The sequence below is a fragment of the Pleomorphomonas oryzae DSM 16300 genome (assembly GCF_000422965.1).
Lineage (GTDB): Bacteria > Pseudomonadota > Alphaproteobacteria > Rhizobiales > Pleomorphomonadaceae > Pleomorphomonas > Pleomorphomonas oryzae.
This window is the reverse complement of the sequence record NZ_AUHB01000004.1, coordinates 227544-240155: the sequence shown is the minus strand read 5'-3', so window position 1 is coordinate 240155 and position 12612 is coordinate 227544. Positions and strand designations below refer to the sequence as shown.

Genomic DNA, 12612 nt, shown 5'->3' with positions numbered 1-12612 from the left:
TATTGATCGACTGTCGCTCTATCGCAATGGCGACCGCTGCTTTTTTCGTAAGGGCGGTAAAGGAGGCTCCGATGGTCCCCAAGATCGACGTCATCGCCTGTCTCAGCGACAACTACGCCTATTTGCTCCATGACGAGGAAACCGGCGCGGCGGTGGTCTTCGATGCGCCGGAAGCGGCGCCGATCCTCGCCGCCGTCGAGGAGTTGGGTGGGCGGCTCGATGCCCTTCTGCTCACACATCACCATGGCGACCATATCGAAGGCGCCGCCAAGCTCGTTGAGCGCACGGGAGCCAAGCTCATCGGCGCCGCCGCCGATGCCCATCGCCTGCCACCGCTCGACCAGGCAGTGGCTGACGGCGAGACTTTTTCCGTCGGGCCGTTCGGCTTTCGCGTCATCGCAACGCCCGGACATACACGCGGTCACATCGTCTATCATGCGCCGGCGGCGCGGGCGCTGTTTTCCGGCGATACGCTGTTCTCGCTCGGCTGCGGCCGCCTGTTCGAGGGCAGCGCGGCGGATATGTGGGATTCGCTGCTGCGGCTTGCTGCGCTGCCGCCGGAGACGGCCGTCTATCCAGGGCACGAATACACCGCCTCCAACGGCCGCTTTGCACTGACTGTCGATCCAGACAACGCGGTGCTGACCGAGCGGGTTGCCGAGGTGGAAGCCTTGCGCGCCGCCGCTCGGCCAACCGTGCCGGTGACGCTCAAGCGGGAGCTTCTCACCAATCCGTTCCTCAGAGCTGGCGATCCTCGGCTCGCTGAACGATTGGGCCTGTCGGGACGGCCGGCGGTCGAGGTGTTTGCCGAATTGCGCCGGCGCAAGGATACATTCAGGTAACAGCCCGGCGGGCCTTTGCTCCGCGACGGAAGGGGAGCGCATCCCAGGCGGCGACGATGGCGCCGAGGGTGACAAGAGCGCAGGCGAGCGCCGTCGTCCAGCCGAGCGTGCCGTAGCCGGTGAGCGTCAGCAGCAGGGTCGACAACACAGGCGTGGCATAGGCGGCGGTGCCGATGAGCTGGATGTCGCCGTGCTTGACACCGTAGTCCCAGACGAAGAAGGCAAGACCGACCGGGAAGGTGCCGAGGAGCAGTATCATCAGCCACTCGAAGGGATTGGCGGGTAGCACCGTCTGTTCAAAGGCGACATGGCAGACGAGGCTGAGGAGGGCGGTGGCCAGGCAGAAGCCGGCGACGGCCTCCGAGGGCACCCCGGCAAAGCGGCGCGAGATGACCGAATACCCCGCCCAGACAACAGCGGCGAAGAAGGCGGCGAGATAGCCAAGGGCATATCCGCCATCGAGCGTCAGGGAGCGGCCGGCCGTGACCAGAAGCGCCGCGCCGGCAAAGCCCAGCACGACGCCAGCGAGATGATGAACGCGCAGCCGCTCACCCGGCAGGAAGCCGGAGAACAGCACGATCAGCAACGGCCAGAGATAGTTGATGAGGCCGGCCTCGACCAGCGGTGCGGTGCGCAGGGCCGTGAAGTAAAGCGCATGATAGCCGAACAGACCGAGTGCTCCGATGGCCCAAACCCTGAACGGCTGTCTCAGGACATTGGCTCGCCCCTTGGCGATCAGCCAGAGCGTGGCAACTGAGCCGGACAAGCCAAAGCACAAGGCATTGAGCAGGAAGGGCGGCACGGCGCCCGAACCGCCGGTGAACACGCCGAGCATCGACCACATCAAAATCGCGGTAAGGCCGACCAGGGTGGCGCGAGCACGGTTCGACATGAGTTCGCCTGTTCCAGATGTTCCGCCGTTCGCTCCCCAGGGAAGACCAGATGCCCGATCTGTATTTTTCCTGAAGATGTCAGACGAGTTTGCCAGCCTTTAACGGTATCGCTCTAAGCTGTGCAAGATTGAACTAATGGATCATTGCCTTGTTTTTCGCCAACCGCCGCTGGATGGAATTCGTCTTTGGTGTGGTCGTCCCGACCGCGCTGACGGCGCTTGCCGCGGCAGCGGTGGTCTATCTGGCCATGGCGCGCATGGCGGCCGAGGTCAACGACATCGATCGGCGTGGCATTGCGCGCGTGGTCGACGTGCTGAGAGACGAGGCGCTTACCCGCATGGGGTTTGCCGCTGCCGAGTTCGCCGCCTGGAATGGCGCCGCGCTGGATGAAAACAACGCGGCCACGGTGGGCGGCGACCTACGCCTTCCCGCCGAAAGCGGGCGCTTTTTCGACACGTTGTTGATCGCTGATGCTAACGGCGCGCCGATCCGAACCTTTCATGAGGGCAGAGCGGTGGGGCTGGATGGGATCGGCGTCAGCCAGCCCGATATTGCCGCTCTCATTGCCGCCACACGTTTGAAGCCGGATCAGCCTGCCTCCGGCTTTGTGCAGTCGCGTCTCGGGCCGTTGGCGGCGGGTGTGCGCAAAATCGAGCCGCATGCCAGCGGTGCGAGGGCCGGTTCTCCCCGCTATCTTCTGGTCGGACGACCGATGACCGGAACGGAGTTTGCCGCGATGGCCGAGGCGCTCGGCGTGCGGCACCTGACATTCGGTCCGGCCCCGGTTGGGGAAGATGCGGTCCCGCTGATGTCCGTTTCGGGCGCTTTCCTCGGTTCCATTGGCTGGGAACCGCGTGTGTCGGGCACCGAGGCAATGGAACGCGCTCGCCTGCCGGTGCTGGCAGTGCTCTTGCTGCTCTTCGTGGTGATGGGCGTTCTCGTCGTGACCATCTGGAAGATGATGAGCGGCCTGCGCCACGACGAGACGACGGCCCGCCATGCGGCGAGCCATGACCCGCTGTCCGGCCTTCCCAATCGGGCCTCTTTCCATCAGTGCCTTACCACCGCCTATGCCGCCCCCCGCCATTCGATTGCCGTGCTGTTCGCCGATCTCGATGGCTTCAAGGAGGTGAACGACACCTATGGTCATGATGTCGGCGACCGGCTGATCCGGGCAGCGGCGGCCGGCTTCCGTGCGCTGGTTGGCAGCGAAGGCGTGCTGGCTCGGCTCGGTGGCGATGAGTTTGCCGTGGTGGTCGAGGGCAACCTGGCAGTCGAGCGGGCATGCTCGCTGGGCGGGAATTTTGTTGATTTCCTCGACGAGGCCTTCGACTTCGAGGGGAGAACGGTGAAGGTCGGCTGTTCGGTGGGGGTGGCGGCTGATTTCGATGGCCGGCTGACGCCGGGCGAACTTGTGCGTCGGGCGGATGTCGCCATGTATGCTGCCAAAGCTGGCGGCAAGAACCGTGTCGATCTCTACGATGCCGCCATGGATGCCGATCGTCAGGCACGGGCGACGCTGGCGGCGGAGCTGCGCGAGGCGGTGGCGAATGATGGACTTCAGGTGCATTACCAGCCGGTCATCTCGGCAAAGACCGGCAGTATCTCCGCGGTCGAGGCGCTGATCCGCTGGATTCGCCCAGCCGGCCCGGTCAGTCCGGCGATCTTCCTCGCCGTTGCCGAGGAAGCCGGGATGAGCGATCTGATCGGCACCTACGTGCTGCGCCGTGTCGCCCGTGATGCCAAGTCATTCGGCGACCTCAAGATGGTGGTCAATGTTTTTGCCGCCCAGTTTCGCGATCCCGGCTTTCCCGACAGTCTCAGAGGAATTCTCAAGGCGGCGGGCATGTCGCCGAGCCGGCTGGAGATCGACATTACCGAAAGCTTCCTGGCGTCCGAGCCGGAGCGGGCGCGCCGCAGTGTCGAGGCGCTGCATGCGCTCGGCGTGTCGGTGGCTCTCGATGATTTCGGCACCGGCTTCTCGTCGGTTGCCTATCTGCGCCGGTTTGCCTTCGACAAGGTAAAGATCGACCGCTCCGTGGTGATCGACGTCATCCGAGACCCAGCCTCGCAGAGCCTCGTGCAGGCGGCGGTGGCGCTGGCCGAGACGCTTGGTGCCGAAGTGACGGCTGAGGGCATCGAAATGGCCGAGGAAGCGGAAGCGCTGAAGCGGGCCGGCTGTCACGAATTGCAGGGCTATTATTTCGGCGCGCCGACCGTGCGCTCGGAAATTCTGCGGCGGATTTCCCGCGAGCGGCAGGCGGTCGAACAGCTTCTGGCCTGACCCGATTTTCAAGATCAGGGATCGAGTTCGACATCCCAGTAGAGAAAGTCCAGCCAGCTTTTGTGCAGATGGTTGGGCGGGAACAGCCGGCCATTGTTGTGCAGGTCGTGCACGGTGGGCGCGAACGGCGGACCGGCCAGCGTCATGCCGACCTCGGATACCGTCTTGTCGGCCTTCCTGAGATTGCAGGCCGAACAGGCGGCGACGACGTTCTCCCAGGTGGTCTGGCCGCCTTTGGAGCGCGGGATCAGGTGGTCGAAGGTCAAGTCCTCGTGGCTGCCGCAATACTGGCATTCGAAGCGATCGCGCAGGAACACGTTGAAACGGGTGAAAGCCGGCTGGCGCGACGGCTTGACGAAGGTCTTGAGCGAGACGACCGACGGCAAATGAAATTCGAAGCTGGGGCTGCGCACCAGCACGTCGTATTCGGAAACGATATTCACCCGGTCGAGGAAGACCGCCTTGATCGCATCCTGCCAGGACCAGAGCGACAAGGGGAAATAGCTCAGCGGGCGATAGTCCGCGTTCAACACCAGCGCCGGGTGTGCGTCCGGCGAGACGGCGATCGTCACCTCACGCTCTCCTTCACCGAGGCAGGCGTCCGATCCCACCCCACGCAAGGGATACTCTACGCCGATGATGTCGCTGATGTGAAGACGGCGGCCAATGTTTTCCGCCCGTTTCGCGGGCAGCGCCAAAAATGAGGTCGGTAGGGTCCGCCGCCCTCCAAATCTCGGTCCCGTCTCGTCAATTACCGGCCCTGGCGGCGCGATGCAGCAAGGCAACGAACAACGAGGCCGGCAGGAGGTGTTTGACGACGGCTGCACCCTTGGTGAGCCAGGTTACCCGGTAGTAGGGACGCGGCCGGTCTGATTCGCAGGCGTGAACGAGACAGTCCACCACCGCTTCCGGTGGCTTGCGGAAGAAGGACGCTTCTGGCGGCCGCTGCATGTCGGCGAGCCGCTGACGGTAGCCCGCGGCGTTGGCGGAACCTTCCACGTCGATATTGTCATGAAACTTCTTCATGGCGGTCGACGAGAAGTTGGTGGCGATCGGCCCTGGCTGGATGGTGGCGACGTGGATGCCGGCGTCAATCAGTTCCAGCCGCCAGCTGTCGGCGAGGCCTTCGATGGCATGCTTGGAAGCGTTGTAGGCGCCTCGATAGGGCATCGACAGGAAACCGAGGATCGACGAGCACATGACGATGCGTCCGGCGCCGGCCTGCCGCATGGCCGGGATCAGCCGGCGCGTGAGATCGTGCCAGCCGAGAACGTTGACCTCGAAGACGTGCCGAAGCACCTCGGTGGAGAGATCCTCCAGCGCTCCGGGCTGGCCATAGGCGCCGTTGTTGTAGAGGGCGCCGAGCCGGCCGCCGGTCGCATCCAGTACCGCGTCGGCGGTGGCGGCGATCGAGGCGGGGTCGGCATAATCCATCAGGAGCGGCGTCACGCCCGCAATCGCTGCCAGGCGTTGGCGATCTTCTTCCCGGCGTACCGTCGCAAACACTCGCCAGCCGCGGCCGGCCATGATGGTGGTGGCGGCAAAGCCGATGCCGGAGGAGGCGCCGGTAATCAGGATGCTGCGGTCGACGGCTGGAAAACGCATGACGGGCCTCGAACTCGGAAAGATGAACTGGCCGGCGCGACAATCAGTCTTTCTCCGGACGGTTCGGCCGACTATATACTGTGCGGACGCTTGGAGAGAACCTTGCTCGACGATTCCGACCACGATCATCAGGTCTGCCGCAGCCGTGCCGTGGCCCGCGCCGAGGAGCGCTGCCGCGATGAGGGGCTGCGCCTCACCGAACAGCGGCGGCAGGTGCTTGAGGCGATGCTGGAAAGCCATGCGCCGGTGTCGGCCTATGAGATCATGGACCGCATTGCCGGGAAGACACGCCGTCCGAGCCCGATCTCGGTTTACCGTGCCTTGGATTTCCTGGTCGCCCATCGGTTCGCCCACCGCATCGAGAGCCGCAACGCTTTCCTTGCCTGCATCGACGAGCATGGCCATGCCGCCTCGGGTCCAGAGGCGCCCTTGGTGTTCCTGCTCTGCGAGAACTGCGGCTCGGCAACCGAGGCCGAGCCGGCCGAACTCGGCGGCTTGCTGGCCGGCATCGCGGCAGCTGAAGGCTTTTCGCCGTCGGCCTCGGTGCTCGAGGTGCGCGGCCTTTGCGCCGCCTGCCGATCGGCCGGCCACCATCACCACGTCCATTCGCACAGCCACAGTTGAGGATTTCCGACGCATGCCCAGCTCCTTCGGTCCGGCGCCGCGCCGCCGCTCGGTTCCCGTCGTCGTCGGCAAGGTGACGATCGGCGGCGACGCACCCGTCGTCGTCCAGTCGATGACCAACACCGATACCGCCGACGTCGATGCCACGGTGGCGCAGGTGATGGCGCTCGCTCGGGCCGGCTCGGAACTGGTACGCATCACCGTCGATCGCGACGAGAGCGCCGCTGCCGTGCCGCGCATCCGCGAGCGGCTCGATCGGGTCGGCGTCGACGTGCCGTTGATCGGCGACTTTCATTTCATCGGCCACCGGCTGCTTGCCGATTTCCCGGCCTGCGCAGAGGCGCTCGCCAAGTACCGCATCAACCCCGGCAATGTCGGTGTCCGCGCCAAGCGTGACCGGCATTTCAGCGATATCGTGGAAATCGCTGCCCGCCACGGCAAGGCGGTGCGGATCGGCGTCAACTGGGGTTCGCTCGACCAGGAGCTGGCAACGCGCCTGATGGACGAGAACAAGGCGAAGGGCTCGCCGATGACCGCGCAGGAAGTGATGCGCGAGGCCATGGTGCAGTCGGCACTGCTGTCGGCGGCCCGCGCCGAAGAAATCGGTCTTGCCCGCGATCGCATCGTGCTGTCGGCCAAGGTCAGCCAGGTGCAGGACCTGATCGCCGTCTATGGCGAGCTGGCGTCGCGCGGCGATTATGCCCTTCATCTCGGTCTCACCGAGGCCGGCATGGGCACCAAGGGCATCGTCGCCTCGTCGGCGTCGATGGGCTACCTGCTGCAGCATGGCATCGGCGATACCATCCGTGTGTCGCTGACGCCGGAACCGGGTGGGGACCGCACGCGCGAGGTGATGGTGGCGCAGGAGCTGTTGCAGGTGATGGGCTTCCGCAGCTTCGTGCCGATCGTCGCCGCCTGCCCCGGCTGTGGCCGCACGACGTCGACGGTGTTCCAGGAACTGGCCAAGACCATCCAGGACCAGATCCGCGATGCCATGCCGGAATGGCGGCAGCGCTATCCTGGCGTCGAGGCGCTGCAGGTGGCGGTGATGGGCTGCATCGTCAACGGCCCTGGCGAATCCAAGCATGCCGATATCGGCATCTCCTTGCCCGGTACCGGTGAGAATCCGGCGGCGCCGGTGTTCATCGACGGAGAGAAGGCGGCGACGCTGCGCGGCCCGACCATCGCGCGCGATTTCCAGACGCTGGTGCTCGACTATATCGAGCAGCGCTTCGGCGACGGCGCCAACCGTAAGCCGGCGGCGGAATAAGCTCTGGGATCAGCGTCGCCTCTCGGCGACGAAGTGCGCGGCGGCGGCGAGCGTCTCGGAGCGAGCGCCCCAGGGCGCGAGCAGGTCCGTTGCTTCCGCAACGAGCCGGTCGAGTTCCGAACGCACGGCACTGATGCCAAGCCGCGCCACCAGCGTTCCCTTGCCATGGGCGGCGTCTTTGGCCACGGCCTTGCCCATCTCGCTCTCGGTGGCGGTGACGTCGAGCAGATCGTCGGCGAGCTGGAAGGCAAGGCCCAGGATGTCGCCGAAGCGGCTGAAACGCCCGATCTCTTCCGCTGTGGCGCCGCCGAGCCGGGCGCCCATCACCGTGGCGGCGCGGATCAGCGCGCCGGTTTTCATGGCCTGCAATATGCGGATATCGGCCTCGTTGGGGGCTGCGCCGTCGCCGAACCGGCCTTCCGCCGCAAGGTCGAGCATCTGGCCGCCGACCATGCCACCGAGGCCGCCGGCGCGGGCGAGATCGAGCACCAGCGCCGCCCGCACCGCCGGATCGGCGTGGCAGGCAGGATCGGCGAGCAGATCGAAGGCGAGCGTCAGCAGGGCATCACCGGCCAGAATGGCGGTTGCCTCGTCATAGGCGACGTGGACGGTGGGGCGACCGCGCCGGAGCGCGTCGTCGTCCATGGCCGGCAGGTCGTCATGAACAAGCGAATAGCAGTGCAGACATTCGATGGCCGATGCCGCCGGCATCAGCGCTGCGACGGTCAGGCCAGGATTGAGAAGGCGCGCCACTTCGACCAGCAGAAATGGCCTGAGGCGCTTGCCACCGGCGAGCACGGCATGCCGCATGGCTTCAACAAGCCGTGCCGGTCGGGCGATTTCGCCGGATTGGGGCGCCGTGTCCAGGCGTGCCGCAAGACCTGCCTCAAGTACGGAGGCAAAGTCGGCGAGGGCGGTCTCGAAGGCGGCGGTCATCGGGGCTCCGGTCGGGCAATAGACGGTCGCTGTGGTAGCGCCGGCCCGACAGGTTGGTCAAGCTGCCGAAAGTGCGTCACACCGGTAGCATGGTGGTGTTTTTCACCTCCTCCATGACCGGATAGGTGTGAGTTTCGCGCACACCCGGCAGCGTCATCAGCACCTCGGACAGGAATTCGCGATAGGCTTCCATGTCCCGGACGCGCGCCTTGACGAGATAGTCGAAGCCACCGGCAATCAGGTGACATTCAAGAACCTCCGGCGCCTTTTTCACCGCCGTGGCAAAGGTGGTGAATACCTCGGGGTTCATGCGATCGAGCTTGATCTCGACGAAGACCAGAAGGCCACGCTGGAGATGCAACGGGTCGAGGCGCGCCGTATAACCAATGATGAAACCGTCGCGCGATAGTCGTTTAACGCGTTCGGCAGTGGCTGTCGCAGACATGCCGATCTTCTCGGCGAGTTCCAGATTGGTGATCCGGCCGTCTTCCTGCAACGCGGCAAGGATCCGGCGGTCGATGCGATCGAGGCCCGGAATATCCTTGCCGTGATGAGAACGGTCGCTCCCTGCTGCCGCCATTGCAAGCCCCCTCAAGACAGGCAAATCCGGATGATTCACGGAAGCGAACGGTTCATTCCGCGAATAGCCCCGATTCTATACCTCAATAAGGAGACTGTCACCGAAAGGCTGCTGCTATCCTGCGGATTATAAACAGAAGCCGCCGTATCAAGGTAGCAACCTTCCGGAGATCAGATGTCCGCAGTTCTTTCCGAGCCCCTCCGGGCTCCGCGCTTTTCGCCGCCCTATGCGGAAGACGAGGCCGTTGTGGTTCGCCGTCTCCTGGCGACCCGACCTGAGGATCCAGAAGCGCGGGCGCGTGTCGACGCGCACGCCAGCCGCCTCATCACCGCCATTCGCGACGGCAAATCGGCGATCGGCGGCGTCGAGGATTTCCTGAAAGCCTATTCGCTGACGACGCGCGAAGGCCTGGCCATCATGGTGATGGCCGAGGCGTTGCTCCGCGTGCCCGATGGCGCCACGGCCGACAAGCTGATCGAGGACAAGCTCGCTTCGGCCGCCTTCGGCTTCCATGGCAAGGGCGAGGACCCCTGGCTGGTCGCGGCGTCCGGCTGGGCGCTGGGCGTCACCACGCGCGTGCTGCAGCCGGGCGAAACGCCGGAGAACGTTTTCACCGGCCTCGTCAAGCGCCTGGGCATGCCGCCGGTGCGCGCCGCCACGCGGCAGGCTATGAAGATCATGGGCCATCAGTTCGTGCTGGGTACCTCGATCGAGGCGGCACTTGCGCGCGCCCGCAGTCTTGGCGGCAAGGGCTACCGCCACTCCTACGATATGCTGGGCGAGGGCGCCCGCACCGCTGCCGATGCGGCACGCTATTTTGCCGATTACGCCATGGCGATCGAGGCGATCGGTAAATCGGCAGGCTCAGAACCATTGCCGGCCCGGCCGGGTATTTCGGTCAAGCTGTCGGCGCTGCATCCGCGCTACGAGGCGCTGAATGCCGAGCGGGTGATGGCCGAACTGGTGCCGAAGCTCTTGGAGCTGTCGCGGGCGGCGAAGGCTTACGACCTCAACCTGACGGTCGATGCCGAGGAGGCTGACCGCCTGAAGCTGTCGCTCGACGTGATCGCCGCCGTCGCCAGCGATCCGTCGCTCGCCGGCTGGGATGGCTTCGGCCTTGCCGTGCAGGCCTATCAGAAGCGGGCGCCGGCGGTGATCGACTACATGATCGATCTCGCCGAAAGCCTGAACCGCCGCTTCATGGTCCGCCTCGTCAAGGGAGCCTATTGGGACACCGAGATGAAGCGGGGCCAGGAGCGCGGCCTTGCCGACTATCCGCTGTTCACCCGCAAGGCGTCGACCGATCTTTCCTATCTCGTCTGTGCCGAGAAGCTGCTCAACGCCCGACCTCGCCTCTATCCCCAGTTCGCCACGCACAACGCGCTGACGGTGGCGGAAGTGTCGGAAATTGCCGGAACCAACCGGCATTTTGAGTTCCAGCGGCTGCATGGCATGGGCGACACGCTCTACCGCGAAGTGACGGAGAAGGACGGCCAGCCCTGCCGCATCTATGCGCCGGTCGGCGGCCACAAGGATCTTCTCGCCTATCTCGTTCGCCGCCTTCTGGAAAATGGCGCCAACTCATCCTTCGTCGCCGCCGTCGGCGATGCCAAAGTGGAGATCTCGACCTTGCTCAAGCGTCCCGCCGACGTTCTGGCTGGCGGCGACCGCGCCCGTCATGCCCGCATCCCGCTGCCTGCCGACCTGTTCGGTGCGCGCCGCAACTCGCGTGGGCTGGAGCTCGCCGACGAACAGGCGTTGGAACCGTTGCTGAAAGCCATCGCCATGGTGGGCAGCCATTTCGGCACAGCCGCCTCGATCATCAATGGCGACGATGCGGCGGGCGCGTCGCGCGGTCTCTTGTCGCCGATCGATGGCAAGACGGAGATCGGCCGGGCTATCGACGCCGATGCCGACGTCACCAGGAAAGCAATCGCCTCGGTGGCTGACGGCTTCCGCGCATGGTCCGAGACGCCGGCCGAGATCCGGGCGGGTGTGCTCGAGCGGGCAGCCGATTTGCTTGAGGATCGCCTCCCGGCATTTCTAGCCGTGCTGGCACTCGAAGCGGGCAAGACACTGGCTGACGGTATTGCCGAGGTCCGCGAGGCGGTCGATTTCTGCCGCTATTACGCTGCCGAGGCCCGGCGTCTGTTCGGGGCACCCGTCACCATGCCCGGCCCGACCGGCGAGGAAAATCGGCTCGGCTATCGCGGCCGCGGCGTGTTCGCCACCATCGCGCCCTGGAACTTCCCGCTGGCCATCTTCGTGGGCCAAACCGCAGCGGCGCTCGCCGCCGGCAATGCCGTGGTGGCCAAACCTGCCGAGCAGACGCCGCTCATCGGCGCCATGGCAGTGAAGCTGCTGCACGAGGCCGGCGTGCCGGTGTCGGCGCTGGCGCTTCTGGTTGGCGACGGCACGACCGGCGCGGCACTTACCGCCGATCCGCGTATTGCCGGCGTCGCCTTTACCGGCTCCACGGACACCGCCTTTGCCATCAACCGGGCGCTCGCCGCCAAGCGCGGGCCGATCGTGCCGCTGATCGCCGAGACCGGCGGCCTCAATGCCATGATCGTCGATGCCACGGCGCTTGGCGAGCAGGTGACCGACGACGTCATCACCTCGGCCTTCCGCTCGGCCGGCCAGCGCTGCTCGGCGCTTCGCCTGCTGTTCGTGCAGGAGGACGTTGCCGACCACATGATCGGCCTCGTCACCGGCGCGGCGGCTGAACTCAAGGTCGGCGATCCGCGACGGCCGGAAACCGATGTCGGTCCGATCATCGATCGCGAACAGACGGAAAAGCTCGCCGTTCACGTGGCAGCCTGGCAGGGTAAGGGAGGGGTGCTGTTCAATGGTGAAACGCCGGAGGGCGCGCTAGCCGACGGTACCTATTTCGGGCCGACCGTCATCGAACTCCCCAATGCGGCGGCGCTTGATCGGGAAGTGTTCGGACCGGTCCTGCACATCGTCCGCTACAAGGCGAAGGACCTCGACAAGGTGATCGAGGGTATCGCAGCGAGCGGCTATGGCCTGACGCTCGGCATTCACTCCCGCATCGAGGCGACGGTGAAGCGCATCGTCGATCGGCTGCCGGTCGGCAACGTCTATGTCAACCGCAACATGATCGGCGCGGTGGTCGGCTCGCAGCCCTTCGGTGGCTCGGGGCTGTCCGGCACCGGTCCCAAGGCGGGCGGTCCCAACTACCTTACCCGCTTCGCGCTGGAACAGGTGGTGTCGATCAACACGGCGGCGGCCGGCGGCAACGCGACGCTGGTTGCCATGGGCGATGACTGACAGAACATAATGGTGGGGGGCGAAGGGAAGGCCGAGGAGTAATCCTCGGCCTTTCTCTTGACGACCGCAGCGCACGGCTTCCGGGGGGCAAGGCGCAAAAAAACAGGCCGGGGTTACCGGCCTGAGTTCTGGGAGGAAAGCTGGAGAGCCACGTGGATCAGGAGGAAGATCCAGACGGAAGACCGACGAAGCAGCGCTCACAAGTCAAAGGTCTCATGTTGCCTCAATTTGCGCCATGTCAAATTTATAGCATGTTTGTGCAAATAGCGGGCATTTGCCGCTTTGAG

Annotated in this window: 10 protein-coding genes; 5 read left to right on the top strand and 5 right to left on the bottom strand. The window is 65.3% G+C overall.

Features of this window, described 5'->3' with window-relative positions:
* Positions 1–71: 71 nt before the first annotated feature.
* A complete protein-coding gene (gene gloB / locus G522_RS0108775) occupies positions 72–842 on the top strand; it encodes a hydroxyacylglutathione hydrolase (protein ID WP_026790717.1) in 771 nt (256 codons plus the stop codon).
* Here gloB and yddG read toward each other — a convergent pair.
* On the bottom strand, positions 835–1734 hold the full coding sequence (yddG, locus tag G522_RS0108770) for an aromatic amino acid exporter YddG (protein WP_026790716.1): 900 nt from the start codon (positions 1732–1734) through the stop codon (positions 835–837). The genes gloB and yddG overlap by 8 nt on opposite strands.
* Positions 1735–1883: 149 nt before the next feature.
* On the opposite strand from yddG, the gene G522_RS26185 reads away from it, so the two are divergent.
* The gene (locus tag G522_RS26185; RefSeq protein ID WP_051228461.1) at positions 1884–4019 is read left to right on the top strand and encodes a putative bifunctional diguanylate cyclase/phosphodiesterase; all 2136 of its coding nucleotides are present in this window, start codon (positions 1884–1886) and stop codon (positions 4017–4019) included.
* A 14-nt stretch (positions 4020–4033) separates the two neighbouring features.
* Here the strand turns inward: G522_RS26185 and G522_RS0108760 are convergent, their stop codons facing one another.
* Together G522_RS0108760 and G522_RS0108755 are read right to left on the bottom strand one after the other, a co-directional pair.
* Positions 4034–4591 (bottom strand): HNH endonuclease, encoded by a 558-nt coding sequence (locus G522_RS0108760; protein WP_026790715.1) that lies wholly within the window; start codon positions 4589–4591, stop codon positions 4034–4036.
* A gap of 175 nt (positions 4592–4766) precedes the next feature.
* Positions 4767–5624, bottom strand: coding sequence for an SDR family NAD(P)-dependent oxidoreductase (locus tag G522_RS0108755; RefSeq protein WP_036838609.1), 858 nt, complete (start codon positions 5622–5624; stop codon positions 4767–4769).
* 102 nt (positions 5625–5726) lie between these two features.
* Here G522_RS0108755 and G522_RS26180 point away from each other — a divergent pair, with 102 nt between their 5' ends.
* Together G522_RS26180 and ispG are read left to right on the top strand one after the other, a co-directional pair.
* Positions 5727–6248, top strand: a complete 522-nt coding sequence (locus tag G522_RS26180; RefSeq protein ID WP_245586624.1) for a Fur family transcriptional regulator — start codon at positions 5727–5729, stop codon at positions 6246–6248.
* A 13-nt stretch (positions 6249–6261) separates the two neighbouring features.
* Positions 6262–7518, top strand: coding sequence for a flavodoxin-dependent (E)-4-hydroxy-3-methylbut-2-enyl-diphosphate synthase (gene ispG / locus G522_RS0108745; protein ID WP_026790713.1), 1257 nt, complete (start codon positions 6262–6264; stop codon positions 7516–7518).
* A 9-nt stretch (positions 7519–7527) separates the two neighbouring features.
* Here the strand turns inward: ispG and G522_RS0108740 are convergent, their stop codons facing one another.
* Positions 7528–8454 (bottom strand): polyprenyl synthetase family protein, encoded by a 927-nt coding sequence (locus G522_RS0108740; RefSeq protein ID WP_026790712.1) that lies wholly within the window; start codon positions 8452–8454, stop codon positions 7528–7530.
* Positions 8455–8530: 76 nt separating this feature from the next.
* Positions 8531–9034, bottom strand: coding sequence for an Lrp/AsnC ligand binding domain-containing protein (locus tag G522_RS0108735; protein WP_051228459.1), 504 nt, complete (start codon positions 9032–9034; stop codon positions 8531–8533).
* Positions 9035–9208: 174 nt separating this feature from the next.
* Here G522_RS0108735 and putA point away from each other — a divergent pair, with 174 nt between their 5' ends.
* Positions 9209–12325, top strand: a complete 3117-nt coding sequence (gene putA, locus G522_RS0108730) for a bifunctional proline dehydrogenase/L-glutamate gamma-semialdehyde dehydrogenase PutA (protein WP_026790710.1) — start codon at positions 9209–9211, stop codon at positions 12323–12325.
* The last annotated feature ends 287 nt before the right edge of the window (positions 12326–12612 follow it).

Excerpts from the sequence above, each read along its gene's own strand:
- gloB (WP_026790717.1), top strand. The coding sequence starts at position 72 with ATGGTCCCCAAGATCGACGTCATCGCCTGTCTCAGCGACAACTACGCC.
- yddG (WP_026790716.1), bottom strand. The coding sequence starts at position 1,734 with ATGTCGAACCGTGCTCGCGCCACCCTGGTCGGCCTTACCGCGATTTTG.
- G522_RS0108755 (WP_036838609.1), bottom strand. The coding sequence starts at position 5,624 with ATGCGTTTTCCAGCCGTCGACCGCAGCATCCTGATTACCGGCGCCTCC.
- ispG (WP_026790713.1), top strand. The coding sequence starts at position 6,262 with ATGCCCAGCTCCTTCGGTCCGGCGCCGCGCCGCCGCTCGGTTCCCGTC.
- G522_RS0108740 (WP_026790712.1), bottom strand. The coding sequence starts at position 8,454 with ATGACCGCCGCCTTCGAGACCGCCCTCGCCGACTTTGCCTCCGTACTT.
- G522_RS0108735 (WP_051228459.1), bottom strand. The coding sequence starts at position 9,034 with ATGGCGGCAGCAGGGAGCGACCGTTCTCATCACGGCAAGGATATTCCG.
- putA (WP_026790710.1), top strand. The coding sequence starts at position 9,209 with ATGTCCGCAGTTCTTTCCGAGCCCCTCCGGGCTCCGCGCTTTTCGCCG.